The 23383-nt window shown below is 73.3% G+C and carries 26 protein-coding genes and 1 other RNA gene; 14 read left to right on the forward strand and 13 right to left on the reverse strand.

Features of this window, described 5'->3' with window-relative positions:
• Nucleotides 1-157: 157 nt before the first annotated feature.
• Together FZ988_RS01060 and ssrA are read left to right on the forward strand one after the other, a co-directional pair.
• On the forward strand, nucleotides 158-1090 hold the full coding sequence (locus FZ988_RS01060; protein ID WP_149202150.1) for a GGDEF domain-containing protein: 933 nt from the start codon (nucleotides 158-160) through the stop codon (nucleotides 1088-1090).
• Nucleotides 1091-1240: 150 nt separating this feature from the next.
• Nucleotides 1241-1608, forward strand: a transfer-messenger RNA (tmRNA) gene (gene ssrA, locus FZ988_RS01065).
• A 109-nt stretch (nucleotides 1609-1717) separates the two neighbouring features.
• Here the strand turns inward: ssrA and FZ988_RS01070 are convergent.
• Together FZ988_RS01070 and FZ988_RS01075 are read right to left on the reverse strand one after the other, a co-directional pair.
• Entirely contained in the window at nucleotides 1718-2092 is a 375-nt protein-coding gene (locus FZ988_RS01070) for a GntR family transcriptional regulator (protein ID WP_149202151.1), read from the reverse strand.
• Nucleotides 2089-3072 (reverse strand): hypothetical protein, encoded by a 984-nt coding sequence (locus FZ988_RS01075; RefSeq protein ID WP_149202152.1) that lies wholly within the window; start codon nucleotides 3070-3072, stop codon nucleotides 2089-2091. The genes FZ988_RS01070 and FZ988_RS01075 overlap by 4 nt, the downstream gene beginning before the upstream one ends.
• Before the next feature lie 147 nt (nucleotides 3073-3219).
• Here FZ988_RS01075 and arr point away from each other — a divergent pair, with 147 nt between their 5' ends.
• The 5 genes from arr to FZ988_RS01100 all read left to right on the forward strand — a co-directional run bounded on the left by arr (nucleotide 3220) and on the right by FZ988_RS01100 (nucleotide 9813).
• Entirely contained in the window at nucleotides 3220-3630 is a 411-nt protein-coding gene (arr, locus tag FZ988_RS01080; RefSeq protein WP_149202153.1) for an NAD(+)--rifampin ADP-ribosyltransferase, read from the forward strand.
• Between the two features lie 67 nt (nucleotides 3631-3697).
• On the forward strand, nucleotides 3698-5239 hold the full coding sequence (locus FZ988_RS01085; protein WP_223145000.1) for a 3' terminal RNA ribose 2'-O-methyltransferase Hen1: 1542 nt from the start codon (nucleotides 3698-3700) through the stop codon (nucleotides 5237-5239).
• Nucleotides 5236-7818, forward strand: a complete 2583-nt coding sequence (locus FZ988_RS01090; RefSeq protein ID WP_149202155.1) for a polynucleotide kinase-phosphatase — start codon at nucleotides 5236-5238, stop codon at nucleotides 7816-7818. The genes FZ988_RS01085 and FZ988_RS01090 overlap by 4 nt, the downstream gene beginning before the upstream one ends.
• Before the next feature lie 111 nt (nucleotides 7819-7929).
• Entirely contained in the window at nucleotides 7930-8874 is a 945-nt protein-coding gene (locus tag FZ988_RS19105; protein ID WP_149202156.1) for a cold-shock protein, read from the forward strand.
• A gap of 75 nt (nucleotides 8875-8949) precedes the next feature.
• Nucleotides 8950-9813 (forward strand): ATP-grasp domain-containing protein, encoded by an 864-nt coding sequence (locus FZ988_RS01100; RefSeq protein WP_149202157.1) that lies wholly within the window; start codon nucleotides 8950-8952, stop codon nucleotides 9811-9813.
• Between the two features lie 78 nt (nucleotides 9814-9891).
• On the opposite strand, the gene FZ988_RS01105 is transcribed toward FZ988_RS01100, so the two are convergent.
• Together FZ988_RS01105 and FZ988_RS01110 are read right to left on the reverse strand one after the other, a co-directional pair.
• A complete protein-coding gene (locus tag FZ988_RS01105; RefSeq protein ID WP_149202158.1) occupies nucleotides 9892-10326 on the reverse strand; it encodes a nitroreductase/quinone reductase family protein in 435 nt (144 codons plus the stop codon).
• Nucleotides 10327-10404: 78 nt separating this feature from the next.
• Nucleotides 10405-11019 (reverse strand): hypothetical protein, encoded by a 615-nt coding sequence (locus FZ988_RS01110; RefSeq protein WP_149202159.1) that lies wholly within the window; start codon nucleotides 11017-11019, stop codon nucleotides 10405-10407.
• A 191-nt stretch (nucleotides 11020-11210) separates the two neighbouring features.
• Between FZ988_RS01110 and FZ988_RS01115 the strand changes: the two genes are divergently transcribed.
• Entirely contained in the window at nucleotides 11211-11513 is a 303-nt protein-coding gene (locus tag FZ988_RS01115) for a hypothetical protein (protein WP_149202160.1), read from the forward strand.
• On the opposite strand, the gene FZ988_RS18390 is transcribed toward FZ988_RS01115, so the two are convergent.
• From FZ988_RS18390 to FZ988_RS01125, 3 genes are read right to left on the reverse strand one after another with little or no spacing between them, the layout of a single operon-like run.
• Nucleotides 11510-11671 (reverse strand): hypothetical protein, encoded by a 162-nt coding sequence (locus tag FZ988_RS18390; RefSeq protein ID WP_188078926.1) that lies wholly within the window; start codon nucleotides 11669-11671, stop codon nucleotides 11510-11512. The two genes, FZ988_RS01115 and FZ988_RS18390, sit on opposite strands and share 4 nt — an antisense overlap.
• 40 nt (nucleotides 11672-11711) lie before the next feature.
• Nucleotides 11712-12326 carry a histidine phosphatase family protein gene (locus FZ988_RS01120; RefSeq protein WP_246169068.1) on the reverse strand — a complete coding sequence of 205 codons (615 nt, stop codon included), beginning with the start codon at nucleotides 12324-12326 and terminating at the stop codon, nucleotides 11712-11714.
• A gap of 2 nt (nucleotides 12327-12328) precedes the next feature.
• Nucleotides 12329-13603, reverse strand: a complete 1275-nt coding sequence (locus tag FZ988_RS01125; protein WP_149202162.1) for a PEP/pyruvate-binding domain-containing protein — start codon at nucleotides 13601-13603, stop codon at nucleotides 12329-12331.
• A 55-nt stretch (nucleotides 13604-13658) separates the two neighbouring features.
• On the opposite strand from FZ988_RS01125, the gene FZ988_RS01130 reads away from it, so the two are divergent.
• Together FZ988_RS01130 and FZ988_RS01135 are read left to right on the forward strand one after the other, a co-directional pair.
• The gene (locus FZ988_RS01130) at nucleotides 13659-14054 is read left to right on the forward strand and encodes a DNA-binding protein (RefSeq protein WP_149202163.1); all 396 of its coding nucleotides are present in this window, start codon (nucleotides 13659-13661) and stop codon (nucleotides 14052-14054) included.
• Nucleotides 14051-14686, forward strand: a complete 636-nt coding sequence (locus FZ988_RS01135; RefSeq protein ID WP_149202164.1) for a transcriptional regulator — start codon at nucleotides 14051-14053, stop codon at nucleotides 14684-14686. The genes FZ988_RS01130 and FZ988_RS01135 overlap by 4 nt, the downstream gene beginning before the upstream one ends.
• 53 nt (nucleotides 14687-14739) lie before the next feature.
• Here the strand turns inward: FZ988_RS01135 and FZ988_RS01140 are convergent, their stop codons facing one another.
• The 4 genes from FZ988_RS01140 to FZ988_RS01155 all read right to left on the reverse strand — a co-directional run bounded on the left by FZ988_RS01140 (nucleotide 14740) and on the right by FZ988_RS01155 (nucleotide 18074).
• Nucleotides 14740-15351, reverse strand: a complete 612-nt coding sequence (locus tag FZ988_RS01140; RefSeq protein WP_149202165.1) for an alpha/beta fold hydrolase — start codon at nucleotides 15349-15351, stop codon at nucleotides 14740-14742.
• A gap of 57 nt (nucleotides 15352-15408) precedes the next feature.
• A complete protein-coding gene (locus FZ988_RS01145; RefSeq protein WP_149202166.1) occupies nucleotides 15409-16227 on the reverse strand; it encodes a sulfite exporter TauE/SafE family protein in 819 nt (272 codons plus the stop codon).
• An 88-nt stretch (nucleotides 16228-16315) separates the two neighbouring features.
• Nucleotides 16316-17692 carry an MBL fold metallo-hydrolase gene (locus FZ988_RS01150; RefSeq protein ID WP_149202167.1) on the reverse strand — a complete coding sequence of 459 codons (1377 nt, stop codon included), beginning with the start codon at nucleotides 17690-17692 and terminating at the stop codon, nucleotides 16316-16318.
• 58 nt (nucleotides 17693-17750) lie between these two features.
• The gene (locus tag FZ988_RS01155) at nucleotides 17751-18074 is read right to left on the reverse strand and encodes a rhodanese-like domain-containing protein (RefSeq protein WP_149202168.1); all 324 of its coding nucleotides are present in this window, start codon (nucleotides 18072-18074) and stop codon (nucleotides 17751-17753) included.
• A gap of 143 nt (nucleotides 18075-18217) precedes the next feature.
• Between FZ988_RS01155 and FZ988_RS01160 the strand changes: the two genes are divergently transcribed.
• Nucleotides 18218-18646: a hypothetical protein gene (locus FZ988_RS01160; protein ID WP_149202169.1), complete on the forward strand. Its 429-nt coding sequence runs from the start codon at nucleotides 18218-18220 to the stop codon at nucleotides 18644-18646.
• Nucleotides 18647-18703: 57 nt separating this feature from the next.
• On the opposite strand, the gene FZ988_RS01165 is transcribed toward FZ988_RS01160, so the two are convergent.
• The gene (locus FZ988_RS01165) at nucleotides 18704-19180 is read right to left on the reverse strand and encodes an SRPBCC family protein (RefSeq protein ID WP_149202170.1); all 477 of its coding nucleotides are present in this window, start codon (nucleotides 19178-19180) and stop codon (nucleotides 18704-18706) included.
• Nucleotides 19181-19196: 16 nt separating this feature from the next.
• Between FZ988_RS01165 and FZ988_RS01170 the strand changes: the two genes are divergently transcribed.
• Together FZ988_RS01170 and FZ988_RS01175 are read left to right on the forward strand one after the other, a co-directional pair.
• Complete coding sequence (locus FZ988_RS01170) at nucleotides 19197-19526, forward strand: ArsR/SmtB family transcription factor (RefSeq protein WP_223145002.1); 330 nt, start codon at nucleotides 19197-19199, stop codon at nucleotides 19524-19526.
• A 103-nt stretch (nucleotides 19527-19629) separates the two neighbouring features.
• A complete protein-coding gene (locus FZ988_RS01175; protein WP_149202172.1) occupies nucleotides 19630-21507 on the forward strand; it encodes a cation:proton antiporter in 1878 nt (625 codons plus the stop codon).
• A gap of 89 nt (nucleotides 21508-21596) precedes the next feature.
• Here the strand turns inward: FZ988_RS01175 and FZ988_RS01180 are convergent, their stop codons facing one another.
• On the reverse strand, nucleotides 21597-22187 hold the full coding sequence (locus FZ988_RS01180; RefSeq protein WP_149202173.1) for a TetR/AcrR family transcriptional regulator: 591 nt from the start codon (nucleotides 22185-22187) through the stop codon (nucleotides 21597-21599).
• Nucleotides 22188-22357: 170 nt separating this feature from the next.
• Here FZ988_RS01180 and FZ988_RS01185 point away from each other — a divergent pair, with 170 nt between their 5' ends.
• Entirely contained in the window at nucleotides 22358-23377 is a 1020-nt protein-coding gene (locus tag FZ988_RS01185) for an aldo/keto reductase (protein ID WP_149202174.1), read from the forward strand.
• The last annotated feature ends 6 nt before the right edge of the window (nucleotides 23378-23383 follow it).

Consider the following 23383-nt stretch of genomic DNA (forward strand, 5'->3'; position numbering starts at 1 on the left):
GGCGCGATCGGGCACGATGCGCATAGATCGACCCGCCACCGGAGCTCACCCGATGCCGCACCCCGCCTAGGACTCAAGGCCCTGGCGGGAGATGTCGATGGATGCATAGTTGGTCGACGTCGAGCACGGGCGCGTCCGCGCCGCCGAGAGGAGCCAGGTGGCACACCAACGCCTCGGCTGCCTGGCCCGCCCGGACGAGGCTCACGTGCTCAGCAACGCGTGCCTCATCGCCGGGGCCGTGATCGCGGTGACCGTCCTCTTCCCGTTCAGCCCCACGGCCCCGCGCCGCCTGGGCGCCGAGCTCGTGGTCGTCGCGTTCGCGCTCGGCCTCGCGCTGCGGTGGGCGGCACCCCGGTTGCGCAGCGTCCACCTGCACGCGGTGCTCGGCCTCTCGACGGCGCTGATCGCGCTCTGCGTCGCCTCGTCGACGACGCCCAGCGGCACGCTCATCACGTCCGTGTCCTTCCTCTGGGTCGCGACGTTCAGCGCGGTGTTCCACCGCCGGCGCGTCCTGCTGCGGCACCTGGGGCTCATCGGGATCGGGCTCGGCGTGGGCCTCCTCCTCGCGGGCGCGCCGTCGGTCCCCCAGACGTGGTTCTTCCTCATGGCGACTTTCAGCAGCGTGACGGTCATCCTCAACGGCAAGATCCGTGACCTGCGCGCGGAGGCCACCACGGACCCGCTGACGGGCGTGCTGACCCGGCGCGCGTTCCGGGCGGTCGCGGAGCTGGAGATGGCCCGGGCGGCGCGCACCAAGCAGCCGCTCACGCTCGTGCTCCTGGACCTCGACGACTTCAAGCTCGTCAACGACGAGCGCGGGCACGACGCCGGTGATGCGGTTCTGGTGAGCCTGACCGCCGCTTGGCGTGAGGGGCTGCGCGCCGAGGACGCACTAGGGCGGTTCGGTGGCGACGAGTTCCTCCTCGTCCTGCCGGGCGCCGACGAGGCCCAGGCGCGCGACCTGCTCCCCCGGCTGCGAGACGACTCGATCTGCAGCTGGTCCGCGGGCCTCGCGACGTGGCGCGGGGAGAGCTTCGACGACTGGTTCCGGGCCGCCGACCAAGAGCTGTACGCGGTCAAGTCCACCTGAGACGGTCGGTGGTGCCGTCCCGATCTGCCCCCGCGCCCGGTCCGGCCCTGTGGAATACGGGAGCCGTCTCCCGCGTTGTCCCGTAGGCTTGACCTGCTCGTCGCGCCCAGGGTCCGCCCCGACGCACGGAGAGTGCTTGACAACTGCACAGGGGGTGATCGGTTTCGACGATGGTTGTCGTTCCAGGAGAAGCGGGCTGAGGATGCAGGGTTATCTCATTAACGCTCCCTGCAAACCAATAGGTGCCGATTCTAAGCGCACCGACTTCGCACTCGCCGCCTGAGCGAGTCCTGAAGTCCGTCAGCCTGAGGTAGCTCTCGACTCAGAGTCTGGCGTCATCTAGAGAGCCACTGCTCGCAGTCCTCGTCACCGGGGCTGCGGGGACTTTTAGGTGACTGGGCCCGTCAGCAGCTCGTCTGCGTGAGTGCTGGGGCCGAGAAACTCCGTAGCAGACTGCGCCCGGAGAAGACCTGTTTCACTGCCATCGGACGCGGGTTCGATTCCCGCCACCTCCACTGTCCTGAGCCGGCGTCCGCGCTGTCCAGGCAACATCAAGGCCGTCATCCCTCTCGCCGGGGGTGGCGGCCTTCGTGTTGCGGCGGGCGTCCGGGAGCTCCGTCGACCCGTTCATGCGGACGCGTGGGGCGTTGACGTGAGCAGTGCAGAGCGGACGAGGTCGATCAGGTCCTGGGGGGCGATGCCCTCGTCGCGGGCGGTGCTCACGAGCTGGTGTGCTAGCTCGTGCGTTCGACCCGGTGGTCGGGTGGGGGCGGTGACGACCGTGCCGACCCGCCGCCTGGTGGTGACCTGACCTGCCGCTTCAAGCTCGCGGTAGGCCCGGGCGACCGTCCCCGCGGCGATGCCGAGGTCGGCGGAGAGCACCCGCACCGTGGGTAGGCGATCTCCCTCCTGCAGCGCTCCCGCAGTGATGAGAGCGACGACCTGAGCGCGGATCTGCTCGTACTGCGCAGTCGACGAGTCGAGGTCAAGGGTGATCCTCATGAGATCACCGTCGCGCCCACGGCGGCCGGAGCCTTGCGCCGCCCACGGCCCTGCGGGATGACGACCCCGGCAAGACCGACGAGCACGACGCACAAGGCGGCGATCAGCAGCGCCCCGCCCAGGTACCCCTGGGCCGGCGAGCCTTCGTCCGCGAACCCCCCGGAGGCCAGCTCCACGTAGTCATGGCCCAGCGACAGGTGAACCCACCCAGCAGCAACAAGGATGCCGGCGACCGTGATCGCCAGAACCAGCTGGATCCCCCGCGTCACATGCGCGGCCGAACGGCGCCGCAGGTGCAGGTCCCACTCGGCGCTCACCCCGGCGACCGCGGGCCGGGTGGCGATCATGCGCAGCACCAGCTCGGCAGCACCGACCGTCACGAGGACCGCCAGCGCCATCGGGACGCCGTAGTACCAGCCGGGGTACGGACCTATCGCCTCGCTGTAGCGTCCCGCCTCTCGGACCAGCGACCTCGGCCCGTCAGCGACCAGCGCGAACACACCGAGTAGGACCAGGGATGCGCCGGCCCAGACGATGCCCAGGCGGCGCGGCCACGACGGAGTGACGTCGGCGACGCCGCGCGGGGCCAGCTCCGCTTCCCGGCGGGACCCGCTGGGCCGCGGCCACGTCAGCTGGCCGACGGCCTGGGCGGCCAGGAGACACGCCCCCGCCAGCGCGGGAAGAGACGCAGCCACGCGTCCGTCGGTGGGGCGTGCGCCGAGCACGAACGCGAAGGCCATCCACATCAGCACGATGACGAGCATCGCGATCCCCACAACCGACGCCAGGGTCGCGTGCCGGTTCGCGCGTCGCGCCGCCTCCGACGGTGTGGGGACGCGGCGGGCGTCCCACAGCAGCACTCCCAGCACGAGCGCGAGCAGCAGCGTCGCCGAACCGGCGTAGACCCAGAACTCTGGCCAAGGGAAGCAAGCGGAACCGCTCGGGCCCCCGATGCAGACGCTGCCGCCGTTGAACCGCATTGGACCTCCTCATTGAGCATGACCAATGCACAATGACACGGAGCCGACTGCGGGTCAAGTCCGTCGAGGCAAGGGGTGAGCATGAAGGGATGCCCGCCGCCCGGCGGAGCGCGCCGCGCCGGCGAGCACGACTCGTAGGCTGTCGGCGTGAGCGAGCGCCTGGACGACGGTCCGTTCTTCCACGGCACCAAGGCCGACCTGCGACCGGGTGACCTTCTCACGGCGGGGTTCCGGTCGAACTACCGGCCCGACGTGGTGATGAACCACATCTACTTCACCGCGGTGCCCGACGGTGCGGGACTGGCCGCGGAGCTCGTGGCAGGAGACGGCGCGCCACGCGTCTACGTCGTCGAGCCGACGGGGGCGTTCGAGGACGACCCGAACGTGACCGACAAGAAGTTCCCCGGCAACCCCACCAGGTCCTACCGCAGCACAGAGCCGCTGAGGGTCGTCGACGAGGTGAACGACTGGAAGCGGCTCAGTCCCGCGGAGCTGAAGGCATGGCGCGAGCGGCTGGCGGCCATCCTCGCCGATGAGCGCGGGGAGATCATCAACTGACCCGTGCGTCCGGCCGGCCGCGCGGAGCCAGGGCATTCCGCTTGCCCCCGGTGAGACGATCATCGACGTGCTGCTCACCGTGACCTCGACCGCGCCGTCAGCGACGGACCTCGGGTTCCTCCTGCACAAGCACCCCAGCAAGGTTCAGTCGTTCTCGTTGGCGGTGGGCACGGCGCACGTCTTCTACCCCGAGGCGACCGACGAGCGTTGCACCGCAGCCCTGCTGCTCGAGGTGGATCCGATCGCGTTGGTCCGCGGCAGGTCCGGGGATCAGCGGTCGGGGTTCAGCCTCGCGCAGTACGTCAACGACCGGCCGTACGCAGCCTCGTCGATGCTCGCCGTCGCGCTCGGCCGGGTCTACCGGACCGCGATCGCGGGTCGCTGCGAGGCCCGGCCGGAGCTCCCCGGGCGCGCGATTCCCTTGGAGATCCACGCGCCGGCCGTCCCCTGCCGCGGCGGCTCGGCCGTCGCGGAGCAGATGTTCGCCCCGCTCGGCTGGCAGGTCGACGCGACGCCGATCGAGCTCGACCCGGAGGTCCCCCGCTGGGGCGCCTCCCGGTACGTCGACCTGCGTCTGACCGGCACGCTGCGGCTCGCCGACGCACTCAGCCACCTGTACGTCCTGCTGCCCGCCCTGGACGCCGACAAGCACTACTGGGTGGGACCCGACGAGATCGACAAGCTGATGCGCGCCGGCGAAGGCTGGTTGGCGACGCACCCGGACCGCGAGCGCATCGTCCACCGGTACCTCGCGCACCAGCGCACACTCGCGACGTCGGCGCTCGAACGCCTCGCCGAGGTCGACGACGCCGTCCCGGAAGCCCTCGACGACTCCGTGGACGGCCCGGGCCAGGAGACCGACGACGCCCCGCTCACGGTCGACCAGAACCCCGGCGCGGACTCGGTCGTCCTCGAGCCCACCGCCCCGCCCGTTCCGCTCGCGCGCCGGCGGCTCGACGCCGTGCTCGCGGCCATCGCCGACTCCGGCGCACGCTCCGTCGTCGACCTGGGCTGCGGCGAGGGGACCCTCCTGTCGGCGCTCCTGAACGACCACACCTACGAGCGTCTCCTCGGGGTCGACGTCTCGTTCCGCGCCCTGCAGCTCGCGACCCGGCGACTGCACCTGGAAACTCTGCCGGAGGCGAAGCGTCGGCGGATCGAGCTGGCTCAGTCGTCGGTCACGTACCGCGACGCGCGGGTCGCGGGCTTCGACACCGCGGTGCTCATGGAGGTCGTCGAGCACATCGACCCTCCCCGGCTCCCGGCGCTCGAACGCGCCGTGCTCGGCCACGCCCGCCCTCGCACCCTGATCGTCACGACGCCGAACGCGGAGTACAACGTGCGCTTCGACGCGCTCCCGGCCGGCGAGGTGCGCCACCACGACCACCGGTTCGAGTGGAGCCGAGCGGAGTTCCAGGCCTGGGCCGGCGCCGCTGCACGCGAGTACGGCTACACGGTCGCCTTCCGGGCTGTGGGCGCCGACGACGGCGAGGTCGGCCCGCCCACCCAGATGGCGGTGCTGACCCGCGACGACCCGCCGGCCGCTGTCATGCCGGGCGGGGCGGCCACTCCGCGGCTCACGGACGCAGCGCCGGGGGTGCGCTCATGACCGCGCTGGCTGTCCCGGACCTGTCCCTCGTCGTCCTCGTGGGGGCCTCCGGATCCGGCAAGTCGACGTTCGCGGCCCAGCACTTCGGCCGGTTCGAGGTGCTCTCGAGCGACTTCTGCCGCGGCCTCGTGTCCAACGACGAGAACTCCCAGGCGGCCACCAAGGCGGCGTTCGAGGTGCTCCACACCATCGCGGGCAAGCGGCTCGACGCCGGGCTCCTCACCGTCGTGGACGCGACGAACGTGCAGCCCGAGGCCCGCAAGGGGCTGGTCGCGCTGGCACGCGCGCATGACGTGCTGCCGGTCGCGATCGTCCTCGACGTGCCCGAGGCCGTCTGCCTCGAGCGCAACCGGGCGCGGGCGGACCGCGACCTCGACGCTCACGTGATCGGCAGGCAGCGCCAGCAGCTGCGCCGTTCGCTGCGGTCCCTGGGCCGTGAGGGCTTCCGCACGGTGCACGTGCTCGACGGTGCCGACGAGGTGGCTGCCGCGACGATCGTGCGCACGCCGCTGCGCAGCGACCTCCGCGACGACCACGGGCCGTTCGACGCGATCGGGGACGTGCACGGCTGCCGCGCCGAGCTCGAGTCGCTCCTTGACGCCCTGGGCTATGTCGTCGTGCGCGACGACGCGGGCCGCCCCGTCGACGCCGTGCACCCCGAGGGGCGCCGTGCGATCTTCCTCGGCGACCTCGTCGACCGCGGGCCCGACTCCCCCGGCGTCCTACGCCTGGTCATGGGCATGGTGGACGCCGGCCACGCACTCGCGGTGCCCGGCAACCACGAGAACAAGCTCGTGCGCGCCCTCGACGGTCGGCAGGTCCAGGTCTCGCACGGCCTGGCCGAGACCCTCGCCCAGCTGTCGGGCGAGCCCGACGAGTTCCGCCGGGCCGTGCGGGAGTTCTGCGACACCCTGGTCGCGCACCTGGTGCTCGACGACGGCCGGCTCGTCGTCGCGCACGCCGGCCTCAAGGAGGCGTACCACGGCCGCGCGTCGGGCCGGGTCCGGAGCTTCGCCCTGTACGGGGACACCACGGGCGAGACCGACGAGTACGGGCTGCCCGTGCGCCTCCCCTGGGCGGACGAGTACCGCGGGCGCGCGATGGTGCTCTACGGCCACACGCCGACGCCGGTCGCCACCTGGGTCAACAACACGATGTGCCTGGACACCGGGTGCGTCTTCGGCGGGCACCTGACGGCTCTGCGCTACCCGGAGAAGGAGGTCGTCCAGGTTCCGGCGGAACGCGTCCACTACGAGCCGGCCCGACCGTTCCCGTCGGCGGGCGAGGCGGCCGACGCAGGCACCACCGCCGGCGGGCGTCGCGACCCCGACGTCCTGGACGTCACCGACGTCATGGGCAAGCGGGTCGTCGAGACCCGCCACCACGGACGAGTCACCGTCGCGGAGACGAACGCCGTGGGTGCGCTCGAGGTCATGAGCCGGTTCGCCGTCGACCCGCGCTGGCTCCTCTACCTGCCGCCCACCATGAGCCCGTGCGCCACCGCTCCCGACGGCGACCTCCTCGAGCACCCGCGGGAGGCGTTCGCGCACTACCGGTCCGACGGCGTCGGGCAGGTCGTGTGCGAGGAGAAGCACATGGGCTCACGCGCCGTCGTGCTCGTGTGCCGGGACGCCGAGGCCGCGCGGGGCTTCGCCATGCCCGACGGTGTGACCGGCGTGGTCCACACGCGCACCGGACGACCCTTCTTCGGACCCGCGCTCACGGAGGGGCTGCTCGCCGTCGTCCGCGACGCCGCCACGGCGGCGGGGCTGTGGAACGTTCGCGGGGACGACACCGAGACCGGCTGGCTGCTGCTCGACTGCGAGCTGATGCCGTGGTCCGTCAAGGCCGAGGACCTGCTGCGCACGCAGTACGCCGGTGTCGGTGCGGCCGCGCGCACTGCCCTGCCCGCCGCCGTCGCCGCACTCGAGCTGGCGTCGGCCGCCGGACTTCCGGTGGACGAGCTGCTCCGCCGGACACGGTCACGCGCCGACAACGCCGACGGGTACGTCAAGGCCTACCGCCGCTACGTCTGGCCGGTGGACGGCCTCGACGGCGTCCACCTCGCGCCGTTCCAGCTCCTGGCTGCGGACGGGGCCACGTTCGCCGACCGCGACCACCTGTGGCACCTGGACGTCGCCGACCGACTCGTGGCGGCCGACCCCACCGGTCTCCTGCAGACCACGCGCCGCCTCGTCGTGGACGTCACCGACGAGGACTCGGTCGCCGCCGGCATCACGTGGTGGGAGGAACTCACCGCGGCCGGTGGCGAGGGGATGGTGGTCAAGCCGTCGGCGAACCTCGTCACGGGCCGACGCCGCCTGGCGCAGCCCGGGGTCAAGGTCCGCGGGCGCGAGTACCTCCGGATCATCTACGGCCCTGACTACACCGAACCGGCGAACCTCGAACGCCTGAGGTCCCGCAACCTCGGGCACAAGCGCTCGCTCGCCCTGCGCGAGTACGCGCTCGGCCTGGAGGCGCTCGAGCGGTTCGTCGCCGGCGAGCCGATCTGGCGGGTGCACGAGGCGGTCTTCGCTGTCCTCGCGCTCGAGTCGGAGCCGATCGACCCCAGGCTCTGACGCCGTCCGACGGCGCCGAGTTCGTGGAGCCGGCGGTCCCCGTGCCCCGCGGCCTCTGGAGTCGGGGACACTGGAGCAACACCGACCGTCGTCTGCAACAAGGAGTCACGCGTGCCCGAGGGAACTGTCCGCTGGTTCGACACCGACCGGGGCTTCGGCTTCATCGCCCTCGGGGAGGAGGCGGAGGACCTGTTCGTGCACGCGTCCGAGATCGTGAGCGACGACGCGACGAAGGCGCTCCGGGAGGGGCAGGTCGTCGAGTTCGAGATCGGCGAGGGCGACCGCGGCCCGCAGGCACGTCGGGTCCGCGTCACGGGTGGCCAGGCCGCCGACGCAGCCGTCGGCGTGCTCGGCACCGTCACCTGGTACGAGCCGGCCAAGGGGTACGGCTTCCTCACGCCCGACGGCGGTGGCGCAGAGATCTTCGTGCACAGCTCGGCCATCGTCGGTGGCGGCGTGATCACCGAGGGGCAGCGCGTGGCGTTCCTCGTCGTCGACGGCGAGAAGGGCCCGCAGGCGGACCACCTCCTGCCCCTCGGTGCCCAGGCCGCTCAGCAGGCAGCGCCGTCCGACGGCGCCGACGGCACCGTGTCCTGGTACGCCGAGGACAAGGGCTTCGGGTTCATCGCCCCCGTCTCCGGCGGCCCCGACGTCTTCGTCCACGTCCGGGCGCTCGCCGGCGGGCTGACCGAGCTCCACGAGGGCGACCGCGTGACGTACGAGACCACTGCGGGAGAGAAGGGCCCGCAGGCCCGAGACGTGCGCCTCGTCGGAAGCGCGACGGCCCGCCGAGCACCCGCGGCGCCGCCCGCCCGCGGCCGGTCGGGGCGTCCGGAGGCCTCCGGCGTCCCGGCACGCGGCGGCGAGGGCGTGGTCTCGCGCTACGACGCGGATCGGGGTTTCGGCTTCATCGCCCCCGACGCGGGCGGCGCAGACCTGTTCGTGCACGTGTCCGTCCTGCGGGGCGCCGAGGCGCTGCACGAGGGCGACCGGGTCCGGTTCCAGGTGCGCCAGAGCGATCGAGGGCCGCAGGCGGACCGCGTCGAGCTGGTGTGAGCGCCTGGCAGCGGTCCGTGCGGGGCGCCTGACGACCCGCATCGGCTGGCCGCCCCCGTCGGGCATGATCGGCCCATGCTGCTTCTCCTGCCGGCCGATCCGCTCGACGGGCGCCGCGTCGACGAGCACTTCCGGGGCGAGGGGACGGCCGCACGCGAGGCCGGCCACGCCGTCGGCCTCGTGGACCACGACGCGCTGGAAGCGGGTCGCCCCGATGAGGCGCTCGTCCGCCTTCCCGAAGGGGACGACGACGTCGTGTACCGCGGCTGGATGCTCCGTCCGGAGGACTACCGGCAGCTCCACGTGCGTCTCACCGCTCGCGGGCTCCGCCTGCGCACCTCACCGACGGACTACCGCGCCGCCCATGAGCTGCCGGGCTGGTTCGCGGCACTCGCTGCAGTGACGCCGGAGTCGGTCTGGACCGACGGGCCGGACCTCGATGCGTTCGAGGACCGGTGTCGCTCGCTCGGGCCGGGGCCAGCTGTGCTGCGCGACTTCACGAAGTCCCTCAAGCACCACTGGGACGAGGCCGCCTACATCCCGGACGTCAGCGACGCTGCCGCCGCCCGCCGGGTCGCTGCACGCTTCCTCGAGCTGCGTGCGGACGACTTCGCCGGCGGTCTCGTCCTGCGCCGGTTCGAGACGTTCGTGTCCGCCGAGGCTCGCACCTGGTGGGTCGACGGTGACTGCCGCCTGGTCACCGCCCACCCCGATACGCCGACGGCGATGCCTCCGCCGCCGGACCTCGCCACGGTCGGCCCCTTGGTCGCCGCCCTCGACCTTCCCTTCGTGACCGTCGACATGGTGCTCAGGGACGACGGCACCTGGCGGGTCGTCGAGCTGGGGGACGGCCAGGTCAGTGACCGCCCGTCGAGCACCGCCCCCGAGGACCTCGTCGCAGCACTTGAACGCCGTGCATCGCCGCTGGTGCCGGCCTGAGGCCCGTCCCACTCGGCCACGGCACCGCGACCCGCGACGGCGCTGGCGGCGACATCGGCGCGCCTGGGTCCCGCCCTCTCACGCCGGCTCGAGCACCACCACGGGCGTCGGCGTCTCGCGCAGGGCGGCGTAGCGGTCCAGGTCGTCGCCGAGGGCCACCCACAGCTGCCACAGCCGGTCGCGCTCGGCGCCGACCGCTTCGTGCGCGCGGACGGGACGCGGCGGTCGGCCCGCGAGTGCGACTCGCGCGTCGGGCCGGTCCTGGAGGTTCAGCCACCAGGCGGGGTGCCCCTCGCCCCAGCCGTTCATGGCGAGGACGACGAGGTCTGGCCCGTCCTCGATGTAGCCGAGGATCACGTCGCGGGCCTGGCCCGATCGGCGCCCCGTGGTCGTCAGCCTCAGCGCACCCCAGCCCCGCCTGCCCGAGGGCAGCCACAGGAAGCGACCCCCGCTGAGGCGGTGCAGCAGCCGGTGGCTGCGCCACGCGGCACGGACGAACCAGCGGGGAGGCACCCGCGGCGGTCTGCCTGTCGGCCCGGTCACCCCGTCATCCTGCTCCACCTCCGTGGACGCCGGACAGTCCGGGCGAGGTCAGACGGCGTCGGGCTCGACGGTCCGCTCGCGCGTGCTCGCCGCGTCGGGCGCGCTCGCTGCCTCAGGCATCCCGGCTGCGTCGGGCGCGCTCGCCGTGGCGGGCACTCCCCCGGGGTACGTGACGACCGGGCCGGTCGCAGCGAAGGCCGCGCGCAGGGTCGCGAAGGAGCCGAGGGCGCCGAACGCCACGGCCCACCCGAGGTCAGGCAGGTACTCCGGCGCGGCCTCGGGGAAGACCAGCCAGAAGGCGGGCCAGAACTCCTCGTGGACGAACGCACCCCACGTGCCGAGGCCGCTCAGCTCGCCGAACCCGACGGCGCCGTCGAGCACGATCCCACCGAAGAAGGCCAGCGCCAGAGTCACCACGGTCACGGCGACCACGACGACCGCACCGACGCGGCTCAGGCGACCGGCACCCCACACGTACAGCCGCACCGCCAGGAAGGCGACGAGCGCCGCGACGATCGACGCGATGAAGCCCAGGCCCCAGAGGAGCACCCAGACGGCGACGCCCGCCGGGATGGTCGCGAGGGAGAAGAGCGCACCTCGCCCGACGTTCTCGCGGGGCTCGGCGGCCGTCTGCGGGATGGATGAAGAGAACTCGGCAGCCATGTCGACCCCCTGCTGTGACCCGGCTCGTCCGGGTTGACCGTCGATCAAGATAGTGGCGGCGCACACGTGCTGGGGCTTGATCCGCGCGCGCAATCGGGTGAAACCGGACGCCGCGCCTCGCGTCGGCAGACCATCCCCGTCCACCGACCGGTGGACCCGCACGCGGCGCGCTCCCGTCTAGCGTCCTGCGCATGGTGGTCAGGGAGGGTGGGCAGAAGTCCAGGTGGCACCCGTCGCGTCGGCTCGTCGGCCTCGGGGCGGTGGGTGCGACCGGGCTCTCGGTGCTGTGGCTCGTGGTGGTCCCCGGGCAGGCGGCCGACGCGACCGGGTGGCGTGAGCTCGCACTCCGCTGGGGTCACTCCGCCTGCTGGGCACTGCTCGCCCTCGCCGGCGCGACCCACGCCCTGCGCGGTCCTCGCGCCGTGGTCTCAGGGGCCGCCTGGGCGGGCCTGGCGGCCTACGTCGCCTTCCTTGCCGCGATGGTCGGCGCCTAGGTCGACGACTCCGGCGGGCGGCGGCGCTTCCACTCCTGGTAGACGAGGCCGCCGAACCCGATCGCCATGGCGATGGCCGTGAACCACAGCTCGAGCACGACGGAGGCGACCCCGAGCACGAGGAACACGGCGGCGAACGCGATCGTCGAACCCTTCACGGCGTCATCGTCCCACGGGGCCGACGGGACACCCGGGCCCTCATGGCCTCGCAGGGCCCGGGAACCCGGTCCACCGCAGGCCCGGCGGGAGGTGGCTCATGTCGTTGAACATGACGAGCGTGGGCGGCGTGCCGCGCCTGTGCTCGACGACGGTCAGCGCGGCGTTCGCGCTGTCGAGGCCGAGCCACCGGTGGTCGGGGGCGCCGAGTGCGTGACGTACGAGCCATGCGATCGGGTACGCGTGCGTGACGAGCACCTCGTGGCTGTCGTGCTGCGGCGTCGCACCCTCGGGCGGTCCTGCGAAGCGCGCGACCAGGGCGTCCGCGAGCGCACGGCCGGCGGCGGCCTCCGCGGCCTCGTACCCGTCGAAGAACCCGGCCCACGCCGGCGGCATCTCGACGGGGCCGGGGACGTAGGGGACGTGGTCCACGAGCTCGGCCGCCTCTTTCACGGGCACGCCAGGGAGGTGCCGTGCGATCTCGTGCGCGCTCGCCGCGGCGCGCGGAAGCGGCGAGTGCCACACCATGTCGAGCGGCACGGCTGCGAGGCGTCGGCCGAGGAGCGCGGACTGCCGGTGGCCGACGTCGGTGAGGGCGCCGAGGGCGTCCGCCGCACCGTGGCGGACGAGGTAGAGGTGTCGCGCTGCCACGGCCATGCCTACGCCCGGTCGATCGTCACGGTGCCCGCGGTCCCGTCGACCGTGACGCGGTCGCCGTCGCGCAGCCTGGTCAGGGCGTCGGGCACGCCGAGCACCGCGGGGATGCCGTGCTCGCGCGCGACGATCGCGGCGTGCGAGAGCGCCCCGCCGGTCTGAGTGACGACTCCCCCGACGACTCCCAGGAGCGGGGTCCACGACGGGTCCGTCCACAGGCACACGAGGATGTCGCCGGCCGAGGCCCGGGCGAAGTCGTCCGGGCCTCGGACCACGCGCACGACGCCGGTCACCGTGCCGCGGCTGCCGGCACTGCCGATGAGCATGGACGACGACGCGGGCACGCGCGCCGTGCCGGACGGCCGCACCTGCGGAGGTGCAGCGGTCACGGGACGCGCCTGGAGCAGCGACACCCGGCCCGCGGCGACGGCCCACTCGACGTCGACGTGCCCACCGATCAGCGTCGCGACCTGCTGCCCGAGGGCGGCGAGCCGTCCGACCGTGGTGTCGTCGAGCGTCAGCCGCAGCCGTTGGCCCGCAGGCACGTCGGTCTCGACCACGCGCGAGCCGACGCGGTCCACGCGCGTGCGCTTGTCGCCGGGCGCGCGCCGCACGGTCCCGTCGGCGAGCACCTCGTACGCGTCTGGACTGACGGTCCCACCCACGACACTGGTCCCGAGGCCCCATGACGCCTCCACACGCGTGGCTCCCCCCGGGCCGGTGAACATCACACCCGAGACGTCCGCGTCGACGAGGCGCTGGACTATCACCGCCATCGCGGGCTCCTCGCTGGTCCCGCGACGTGCCGGAGACAGGCGCCCGGCCCGCACGCTCCCGCCCCGGCCACCTCGGTAGGCGATCGCACCCGAGGAGTACAGCGACGCCCAGCACGCGCGGACGGCGTCGGCCACGGCATCGACGCCCTGCACGCCGAGCACGGTCTCGTGCTGCCCAGCCGCGGACGCGTGCGTCAGGTCCTCGTCCGACGCCGACGACCGCACGGCGACGGGCGGGTCCCCGAGCCGGTCGAGCTCCCGCGCGAGCTCCGTACGCAGGCCGTCGGGGAGGGGACCCGCGGCGATCGCCCTGCGTGCCGCGTCCCCGTCTCCTGATCCGCGGGCGAGGCGAGGCAGCCCGAGGTGCCCGGTCGCCTCGCGGTAGGCGGCCAGGGGAACGACGACGCCGTCGGGCACCGGGAGGCATGCGCGGAGCATCGCCCCGAGCGCACCCGCCTTGCCGCCGCAGGTGGGCGCGGCGGCGTCCACGAGCTGCACGATCATCGACCCTCCTCAACGGGCTGTTGACAACGTTTCGTTGAGTGTGGACGATCGTCAGATGGAACGCAAGGACGACTCCCCAGGCTCGGCGCGTGCCGACCAGGCCCGGGCGCAGCGCGAGCACGACGCCCGGGCCCTACTCCGCGAGCACGGCGCCGACCGGCTCGAACCCCGCCCCTGGCTGCCCGCCCCCGCACCGACCTCCGCCGTGGACCTCACCCAGTTCGCGCTCTGGCGGGCCGGCCACCTCGCGGCCGACGGCGTGCTCGCCGCCCTCACGCTGCTGCCCGCAGCACGTGCTGAGGTGGACGGCGTCGAGTCCGGGCTGCTCTTCGTCGCGCGCTCCGCGGGGCTGACCTGGGCCCAGATCGCCGACGCGATGGGCTTCAACTCGCCGCAGGCGTGCCAGCAGCACTTCACCCGCCTCAGCAACCGGCAGACCACGGACCGATGACCCGGCCGTCCGCTCCCGACCTCCTGGCCCTGCACGGCGTGCGCATCCTGGGGTTCGCCGACAGCGCGGCCGTCGCACGTCGGTTCACGCTCGACCCCGACGAGACCCACGAGGCGCTGCTCGACGCCGAGGCCCGCGGCTGGGTCACGCACACGAGCTTCGCCGGGCAGGGCGGCTGGTCGCTGACGGCATCGGGCCGGGCCGAGGGCGAGCGCCGACTGCGGGCCGAGCTCGCGGACGCCGGCGGCGTCGACGAGGTCCAGGACGTGCACCGCGCCTTCATCCCCCTGAACGCGCGTGTCCAGCGGGCGTGCACGGACTGGCAGCTCCGCCCGAGGGCGGGCGACCGGCTCGCCGAGAACGACCACACCGACGCACGCTGGGACACCGCCGTGCTCGACGAGCTCGAGGACGTCGCGTCCGCACTGACCACGCTCGCGCGCAGGCTCGGCACCGTCCTCGCCCGGCTGGACGGGTACGACGCGCGCTTCACCGCGGCCTTGGAGAACGCGCGGGCAGGCGACACGGCGTGGGTCGACCGCACCGACGTCGACTCCTGCCACCGGGTCTGGTTCGAGCTGCACGAGGACCTGATCGCCACCCTCGGCCTCGAGCGGGGCGTCGGGGCCTGAGCGGGCGCCCGAGGGCGTACGGACGGACGAGGGGCCCGGGCGGCGCCCGCTGATCAGGGGACGGGCAGGAGCTCGAGCAGGAGGCGGGTGAGGTCCTCGGGGTTCTCCTCCGCCATGTGGTGCCCGGGGCCCATCGCGACCGGGTCGGGCCGGTACCACGCGAGCGGGTCCGCGGTGATGACACGCTCGGCGTGCGGCGAGGCGAAGAAGAACCAGTGCCACCAGGCCTCGGCGAACCGCGCGTCGGTCCGCTCGAGCGCCTCGACGATCGGGATGCCGTCCAGGACCGCCAAGGCCGTGACGACGTCGGGATGATCCAGCGCGGTGCGGTACGCGACGTAGCTCCCGCGGTCGTGGCCCACGACGGCGAACCGGTCGTGTCCGAGCCCGCCCATGAGGTCCACGACGTCCTGCGCCATCGCACGGTCGCAGTACGTGAGGTGCTCGGCGTCGGGCGACGGCTTGGCGGACCGGCCGTACCCGCGCAGGTCAGGGCACACGACGGTGCAGCCTGCCGACACCAGGCGCGGTGCCACCCGGTGCCACGTCGCGTGGGTCCGGGGGTGCCCATGGAGCAGCACCACGGCCGGCCCGTGCCCGCCGCTGCGCCCGTGGATGGTCACCTGCCCCACCGGCCGGTCCCACTCGTCGAACCCCTCGAACACCTGACGAGTATGCGCACCGGCCGCCCGCACGGGCGACGCGAACCCGCGGCGACGGCGTCAGACGAGCTGGGCGATGCTGCGCACGGCCGTGTACAGCGCGACAAGGACGAGCAGCACCGTGAACGCCAGGCTGAGGCGGGCCGGGCTCACCCGGGCGGTGATCCGCGACCCGATGAGCGACCCGACGATCGCAGCGGCGGTGAACGAGCCGATGACCCGCCAGTCGAGGGTCACGTCCTGACCCAGCCGGGAGACGAGGGCGCTGGCGCTGTTGACGGAGATGACGACGAGCGACGTCCCGACCGCGACGGGCATGGGCATGCGCATGGCGAGCACCAGGGCCGGGACGACCGCGAAGCCGCCCCCGACGCCGAAGAACCCGGTGAGCAGCCCGACGGCCGTCGCCGTCAGGAGGAGCACGCCGACGGCGCGGACGTCCACGCGTAGGGGACGCAGGGAGACCATCGGCGCGACGGTGGCGGCGACGTCGGCCTCACCCGCTGCGTCCTTCCTGGCCGCCGACCTGCGACGACGTGTCATCAGCCCGGCGACGACGAGCATGAGGCCCGCGAACGCCACCAGCAGGACCTGCTGCGGCACCGACGTCGACAGGAGCGAGCCGAGGAACGCGCCGCCCACGCCGAGGCCGCCGAACACGACGCCCTGGGCGAGCCGCACCCGCCCGGCCCGCCAGTGCGGCAGGGCCCCGATCAGCGAGCTGACGCCGACGATGATGAGCGAGCCGGTCGTCGCGGACCGTGGGTCGAGCCCGAGCAGGTAGACGAGGGCCGGAACCGTCAGGATCGAGCCGCCACCACCGAGGGCGCCGAGGGTGATGCCGACGACGAGCCCGATCGGCAGGGTCAGGGCGAGCACTGCGGGGGTCCTCCGGAGCGTTGAGGCGGGGCCCGGCCGGCGCCTGTCCGGCGAGCGACGACGTCGGCCGCCGGACAGGTGGGCGCGGTCAGACGGAGGTCGGCGCGGCCTCGGGCACGAGGGGCAGGCCCGCGGCCTCGGCTGAGCGGGCGAAGTCGTCGTTGATGACGACGACGCGTCGCCCGGTCGCCGCGAGCAGCGACCCGGTGATCGAGGCACGGTAGCCCGAGGCGCAGTGCACCCAGACCTCACCCAGGGGGACGTCGTCCATGCGCTTGACGATGTCATGGATCGGGATGTGAACGGCGCCGTCCACGTGACCGGCGCGCCACTCGCTCACCCGCCGCACGTCCAGGACCGTGACCGACCGGTGGTGCCGCACCTGGGCGAGATCGGCGAACGTGGCCTGGGCCAACGTGGCGAGCGGGGCGTCCGTCCACTCCTCCGGTCGGCCCGTGGCGGACGCAGCGGGCCGGTCGATCCCGATGCGGACCAGCTCACGCTGGGCCTCCGCGACCTGCTCGCGGGAGTCGCCGAGCAGGGTCACGGGCGTACCCCACGGGATGAGCCACCCCAGGTAGGTCGAGAACTGGCCGTCGAGGCCGAAGTTGAACGTCCCAGGCACGTGCCCGGCGGCGAACGCGGTGCGGGAGCGCAGGTCCACGAGCCACTCGCCCGCCTCGAGGCGGCGACGGAGCTGGTCCTTGTCCGCGCGCTCGGGCTCGGAGAGGTCCGGGGCGCTCGGCCCTGCGGCGTTCGCAGGGCCCATGTGGACGTAGTACGCCGGGTAGGCGTCGAGGCCGGCGAGCGTGTCGGCGACGAAGTCCTCCTCGTCCTGGCTGAGCACGGGGTTGACGAGGCGCTCCCGGCCGATGGTCGACGCCGTCGTGCTCCCGCCCGCGGAGTTCGCGGCGCAGAACGAGCCGAAGCCGTGCGTGGGCATCACGCGTGTGTCGTCGCTGAGCTCGGCGGCGAGCCTGCGCGCGGAGCTGTACTGGTGACGCGCGAGGTCGTGGCTGTGGGCCTCGCCGAGCAGGTCGGGGCGCCCGGTGGAGCCGAACAGCAGCGAACCGCCCGAGAACACGGCCGGCTCGGCGCCCTCCAGGACGTACGAGAGGTGCGTGAAGGTGTGGCCGGGCGTGTGCATCGCGCGCACCCGGAGCGCGGGGCTGACCTCCACGACATCCCCGTCACGGATCGGGGTGCGCTCGAACGACACGTCGTCGTCGGCGTTGACGTGGTAGCTGGCTCCCGTCAGCTGCGCCAGGGCGTGGCCACCGGTGACGTAGTCGTTGTGGATGTGGGTCTCGAAGACGTGCGTGATCCGCACGCCGGCCTCCGCAGCTGCGTCGAGCACGCGGTCGATGTCGCGCTGCGGGTCGACGACGAAGGCGACGGTGCCGTCGTGCGCGAGGTAGGTGCGGTCACCGAGGGACGGTGTCTCGATCGAGACGATCGTGGCCATCAGGGGGTCCTTCCGGGACGTGGTGACGGGTCGGCGCCGGTCGGCGCGACGGGGCGGCTCACGCGACGTCGGTGCGAGGGCCGACGACGACGGGATGGCCGGATCCCGACCAGGCGGCCATGCCGCCCTGGACGGAGCAGGCGTCGCGCCCCTGGCCGACGAGGTAGTCGGTGGCGCGCCTGCTGCGGTTGCCGCTGGCGCAGACGACGTAGAGACGGCGGGCCGCCGGCAGCTCGCGGTACCGGGCGGGGACCTCGCCGAGCGGCACGAGGACCGCGCCGGGCACGTGCCCCTGGACGTACTCGGACGGCTCGCGCACGTCGACGACGACGGCGCCGTCGGCCCGCGCCGCGGCGAGCTCGTCGATGGAGACCTCGGTCATCGGCTTCCTCTCTGTCAGGTCGCATATACCCCTGGGGGTATCGTGAGGCTACAACCTGTTCACCGCTGGCCGCATTCCCGGAGCGCCGGAACGGAGAGTCCGAGCCCACGAGACCCGCGGGCGAAGCACATGAGAGGCCTACGTTGACGACCACGAAGCCCGACGCGCTGCGCGGCCCGGCACAGGAACCCACCCTGCGAGCGACCCGCCGGTGGGGCCGACGGCGCACGGTCGTCACCGGTGCGCTCGCGCCGGCCCTGCTCGCGGCGCTCGTCGCCGGGGGTGGCGGCTGGGCGCCTCTCGACGCACCCGCCTGGACGCTCACCGTGGCGCTGGTCGCCCTCACCGGCACCGCCGTCCTCGCGAGCTACGTGCCGCAGGCAGGCCAAGGCCTACGGCCCGACGTCGGCTGCGGACCCTGCGCGGCCATGGCCGGCATGACCGTCGTCGCCGCAACGGTGCTCGTCCAGTCGGCGCCGCACGAGGTGCCGATGGCCCTGACCGGCCTGCTCGTCGTCGCCTTCGGCCTGTACCAGCGCCTCACCGGCGCGGCGCAGACCTGCCCGACCTGATCCGGCCGGCCCCGCCCACCCTCGGGCGCCCGTCCGCCGCCAGGCGACCGCCCGTCGTCAGAGGTAGAAGCCGTCCCGCAGGTTGATGCCGTGCTCGAGCCAGGCCTTGAGCGCGGCGAGCATGCCCGTCCAGCCCTCGCAGTTGTCGAACGCGCTCTTCGCGCCGGCCTCCGACGCCTGCCATGACGACTCGGTGATGGTGACGAGCGTGCGGGCACCGTCGTCGATCGGCTCGAGCTCGAAGGTCGTGGTGGTCCGCCCGTCGTCGCCGGTCACGTGGTCGCCCGCCCAGCGGATCACGATGCGCCGCGGCGGCTCGGCCTCCACGACGTCCACGGGGAAGCCGCCGGGGGACTCCTGGAAGTCCCACGTCACCACGGCCCCCGCCTCGAGGCGCCCGCGGGCGCCGCCTGTCGCGAAGTACCGCGAGAGCTGGTCCGGGTCGACGATGGCCTCGTAGACCTGGTCGATCGGCCGCCGGACGCGGCCGGACACGGTGAAGCGGAGCTCGCGAAGGTTCTCGTCCTGGTTCATGTGGTATTTTTACAACATGTCATCGCGTCCGGTCAACGCCCCCGACGACGACGACCTCGTCTTCAAGGCCATCGCGTCAGCGACACGGCGACGCATCCTCGACGCGCTCCGCGAGCGGACCTGCACCACGGGCGAGCTGTGCGACCTCGTCGCAGACCTCGACCGGACCACGGTGCTCCAGCACCTGCGGGTCCTGGAACGCGCCGGGCTCGTCACGGGTCGCAAGATCGGCCGTGAGCGCCACCTCGCGCTCGCCCCTCTCCCGATCAAGCGCATCCACGACCGCTGGATCAGCGACTACACGCGCGCCGCCGTCGACCTCCTGGACCGGCTCGACGGCCCGTAGCCGCCCTCCCACCCTCATCGATCCCACGCAGGGGCGGCACGCGACGGCCTGCTGCTGAGCACGCCCTGCCGGGTGGACGGCGATCGATGACAGGCTGGCGCGCATGGACGCTCTCACGCTCGGGCTCGGTGCTGCGGTGATCGTCGTCGTGGTGCTCGCGCTGTCCCCTCGCGTGGGTGTGTCCGCCCCGCTGGTGCTCGTGGTCCTCGGCGTCGGGCTCAGCCTCATCCCGTCGTTCCCCACGGTGTACGTCGATCCCGAGTGGATCCTCGCCGGGCTCCTCCCGCCCCTGCTCTACGGCACGTCCGTGAGCATGCCGACGATGGACTTCCGTCGGGATCTCAACGCCATCGCGGGACTGTCCGTGGTGCTCGTCGTCCTCACGTCGGTCGCGCTGGGCCTCCTCTTCACCTGGCTGATCCCCGACCTCGGGCTCGCCCTGGGCATCGCGCTCGGCGCCATCATCAGCCCCACCGACGCCGTCGCGACGTCCATCGTCCGCAAGCTCGGCGTCGGGCCCCGCATCGTGACGGTGCTCGAGGGCGAGAGCCTGCTCAACGACGCGTCGGCGCTCGTCGTCCTGCGCACGGCCATCGCCGCGACGGCCGCGACGGTCTCGCTCTGGTCGGCGGTCGGGGACTTCCTCTACGCGGTCGCGGTCGCCGCCGTGATCGGCGGGATCGTCGGGCGCCTGAGCCTGTGGGTGCGCTCGCGCATCGCAGACGCGCACCTCACGACGGCGATCTCGTTCACGGTCCCGTTCATCGCCTTCCTGCCCGCGGAGCACCTCGGCGCCTCCGGGCTCGTCGCGACGGTGGCCGCCGGGCTCGTCACGGGGTACGGCAGCGCCCGCCACCTGCGCCCGCAGGACAGGCTCACGGAGGCCGCCAACTGGCGCACCCTCGAGCTGCTGCTCGAGGGCCTCGTCTTCCTCGCCATGGGGATCCAGCTCGAGGTCCTCGTCGCCGATGTCCGCGACGTGCACGGCAGCCTCACCTCAGCCCTCGGGCTCGCCGTCGCGGCCGTCGTGGTGGTCCTCGTGATGCGGTCCCTCTACGTCGCGTCGCTCCTCGCGGGGCTGTCGCGACGGTCCCGGCGCGGCGAGGCCGCCAAGCACTTCCTCACGCACGCAGGCGAGGAGGGGTATCGCGTCGAGGACGCGTCGGCGGACGACCTCCGACGCCTGGGCCTCGGCGGGGGCCCCGGCGGCCCCGGACGCGCGGGGCGTCCTGGCAGACGTACGGACGCCCGACGCACGGGACCCGCCGGTGCGCAGGCTCCCCGGAGCCACAGGGACGGGCCGGGTGCCGCGCCGGAGACGCGTCTGCAGCGGCTGCGCGAGCGCATCACGCGGCGGGTCGCTGACATCGACTACGTGGCCGGCCAGCCCCTCGGCGTCCGTGAGGGCGCGGTCCTGACCTGGGCAGGCATGCGCGGCGTCGTGACGGTCGCGGCCGCGCACACGCTGCCGACCGACACCCCGCACCGCTCGCTCCTCGTCCTCGTCGCGTTCACGGTCGCGACGGGCACCCTCCTGCTCCAGGGCGGCACGCTCGGCTGGCTCGTCCGTCGCCTCGACCTCGCTCGCCGACCGGGGGCCGACGGCGAGGAGCTCGACGCGCTGGTCGCGCGGATGCAGGCGGCGGGCGCAGCAGCGCTCGACGCCGGCGACGTGCGTCGGCCGAACGGACAGGGGTTCGACCCCGCCCTGCTGGCACGCGCCCGCGGGCTGTACCGGCGCGAGCTCACGAAGGTCGAGGTCGCACCAGGCGCCGACGAGGCCGCCCCCGAGCCCGGCCTGCCCGGCGAGGACGCACGCGCCCAGCTCCACGACCTGCACCTGGCCGTCATCGACGCGCAGCGGCGCGAGCTGTTGCGGATCCGCGACCTCGGGACGGCGAGCTCGGCGGCGCTGACCCGCGCCCTCGCGATCCTCGACGCCGAGCAGATCGGGACCGAGCTCCGCAGCGCACCGGAGTAGGAGCAGCCGCCCGCGGGCGGTGTCGGCGAGGGACCGCGGTGCCGGCCGGTGCACGCCGGTTCACGCCTGGCTCCATGTCGCCAGCACCGTCAGGCACCCTCACTGCGACGCAGCCCCCTCACGAGGACGCCCACCATGGCGCGGGCGTCGTAGCGGTCGTCCCCGTCCGAGCCGATGCAGAGGTTGCCGACGCCCCGCATGAGCGCGTACGCACCGACGTCGGAGCGCACCTGACCGGCAGCAGCGGCCGCCTCGAGCAGCTGTGCGCACACGGGCACGAGGCGCTCGACGAAGTACGTGTGGAGCGCGCCGAAGGCGTCGTCGTCGGACCGCAGCACGTCCGCGAGCCCCCGCTTGGTGACCAGGAAGTCGACGAAGAGCTCGATCCAGCGCTCCAGGGCCACGGCCGGCGTGCCGCTGTCCCTGAGCAGGGCCGGGCCGGCCTCGGCACAGGCCTCCACCTGGTGCCGGTAGACCGCGACGATCAGCTCGGCCCGCGTGGGGAAGTGCCGGTAGATCGTGCCCATCCCGACCCCCGCCTCGGCGGCGATGTCACGCACGGGCGCCTCGACCCCCGACCTGACGAAGACGGTGGCCGCCGCGGCGACGAGCGCCTCCTCGTTCCGGCGGGCATCCGCACGCTTCCGCGGCGCGCCCTGCGCCGCTGGGCCACCTGCCACCACTGTCGACCTCCCACCCTTGCCAAACGGAACAGCGCTCCATATGGTCGTAATGGAGCACCGCTCCGGTTAGTCGAGGATGGCGCAGCACCCACCTGGACGCAACCCCGTCACCGCGACCTCCCGCGCGGCACGCTCCGACCGAACCCACCCAGCCAGGAGGATCAGCCATGCAGTACCGCACCTTGGGCCGCACGGGTGTGCAGGTCAGCACGCTCGCGCTCGGCGCGATGAACTTCGGCGCCATCGGCCGGACCACGCAGGAGGAGGCGACAGCGATCGTCGATGCCGCACTCGGCGCAGGCATCAACCTCATCGACACGGCCGACATGTACGGCCGCGGCGAGTCCGAGGAGATGGTCGGCAGGGCCATCGCCGGGCGTCGCGACGACGTCGTGCTCGCCACGAAGGTGGGCCTGCCGATGGACGACGGCCTCGACCACCAAGGCTCTTCCCGCCGTTGGCTGGTCGCCGAGCTCGACAACAGCCTGCGCCGCCTGGGCGTCAACCACGTGGACCTGTACCAGGTGCACCGGTGGGATCCGAGGACGAGCGACGAGGAGACGCTCGCCACGCTGACCGACCTGCAGCGCGCGGGGAAGATCCGCTACTTCGGCTCGTCGACCTACCCCGCGTACCGCATCGTCCAGGCGCAGTGGGCCGCTCGTGAGCATCACCTCGGCCGGTTCGTGACCGAGCAGCCCAGCTACTCGATCCTGCAGCGCGGGGTCGAGGCCCACGTGCTCCCCGTGACCCAGGAGTACGGGCTCGGTGTGCTGGCCTGGAGCCCGCTGGCCTCGGGCTGGCTCTCCGGGGCGGTGCGGGCGGGGACGCCGATCACGACGAGCCGGTCGACGGCCTTGCCCGAGCGGTTCGACCTGACGATCCCGTCCAACCGCGCGCGGATGGACGCCGTCGAGAGACTCGCCACCATCGCGGACGACGCCGGGCTGACCATGATCCAGCTCGCGCTCGGGTTCGTGACCGCCCACCCGGCCGTGACGAGCGCGCTGATCGGCCCTCGAACCCTCGACCACCTGCGGTCCCAGCTCGCCGCCGCGGACACCGTCCTGCCCCCCGACGTGCTCGACGCCGTCGACGCCGTGGTGGCGCCCGGGACAGACCTGGCGCCGCAGGAGAAGTTCGACACCCCACCGGCGCTGCTGGAGCCTGCGCTCCGGCGGCGGTAGGACGAT

The sequence above is a fragment of the Actinotalea subterranea genome, from assembly GCF_008364845.1.
Classification (GTDB): Bacteria; Actinomycetota; Actinomycetes; order Actinomycetales; family Cellulomonadaceae; genus Actinotalea; species Actinotalea subterranea.

Excerpts from the sequence above, each read along its gene's own strand:
- FZ988_RS01155 (WP_149202168.1), bottom strand. The coding sequence starts at position 18,074 with ATGACCGAGGTCTCCATCGACGAGCTCGCCGCGGCGCGGGCCGACGGC.
- FZ988_RS01135 (WP_149202164.1), top strand. The coding sequence starts at position 14,051 with ATGACCCGGCCGTCCGCTCCCGACCTCCTGGCCCTGCACGGCGTGCGC.
- FZ988_RS01100 (WP_149202157.1), top strand. The coding sequence starts at position 8,950 with ATGCTGCTTCTCCTGCCGGCCGATCCGCTCGACGGGCGCCGCGTCGAC.
- FZ988_RS01090 (WP_149202155.1), top strand. The coding sequence starts at position 5,236 with ATGACCGCGCTGGCTGTCCCGGACCTGTCCCTCGTCGTCCTCGTGGGG.
- FZ988_RS01170 (WP_223145002.1), top strand. The coding sequence starts at position 19,197 with ATGTCATCGCGTCCGGTCAACGCCCCCGACGACGACGACCTCGTCTTC.
- FZ988_RS01070 (WP_149202151.1), bottom strand. The coding sequence starts at position 2,092 with ATGAGGATCACCCTTGACCTCGACTCGTCGACTGCGCAGTACGAGCAG.
- FZ988_RS01120 (WP_246169068.1), bottom strand. The coding sequence starts at position 12,326 with ATGGCCGTGGCAGCGCGACACCTCTACCTCGTCCGCCACGGTGCGGCG.
- FZ988_RS01115 (WP_149202160.1), top strand. The coding sequence starts at position 11,211 with ATGGTGGTCAGGGAGGGTGGGCAGAAGTCCAGGTGGCACCCGTCGCGT.
- FZ988_RS01110 (WP_149202159.1), bottom strand. The coding sequence starts at position 11,019 with ATGGCTGCCGAGTTCTCTTCATCCATCCCGCAGACGGCCGCCGAGCCC.
- FZ988_RS01125 (WP_149202162.1), bottom strand. The coding sequence starts at position 13,603 with ATGATCGTGCAGCTCGTGGACGCCGCCGCGCCCACCTGCGGCGGCAAG.
- FZ988_RS01165 (WP_149202170.1), bottom strand. The coding sequence starts at position 19,180 with ATGAACCAGGACGAGAACCTTCGCGAGCTCCGCTTCACCGTGTCCGGC.
- FZ988_RS01150 (WP_149202167.1), bottom strand. The coding sequence starts at position 17,692 with ATGGCCACGATCGTCTCGATCGAGACACCGTCCCTCGGTGACCGCACC.
- FZ988_RS01130 (WP_149202163.1), top strand. The coding sequence starts at position 13,659 with ATGGAACGCAAGGACGACTCCCCAGGCTCGGCGCGTGCCGACCAGGCC.
- FZ988_RS01185 (WP_149202174.1), top strand. The coding sequence starts at position 22,358 with ATGCAGTACCGCACCTTGGGCCGCACGGGTGTGCAGGTCAGCACGCTC.
- FZ988_RS01075 (WP_149202152.1), bottom strand. The coding sequence starts at position 3,072 with ATGCGGTTCAACGGCGGCAGCGTCTGCATCGGGGGCCCGAGCGGTTCC.
- FZ988_RS01175 (WP_149202172.1), top strand. The coding sequence starts at position 19,630 with ATGGACGCTCTCACGCTCGGGCTCGGTGCTGCGGTGATCGTCGTCGTG.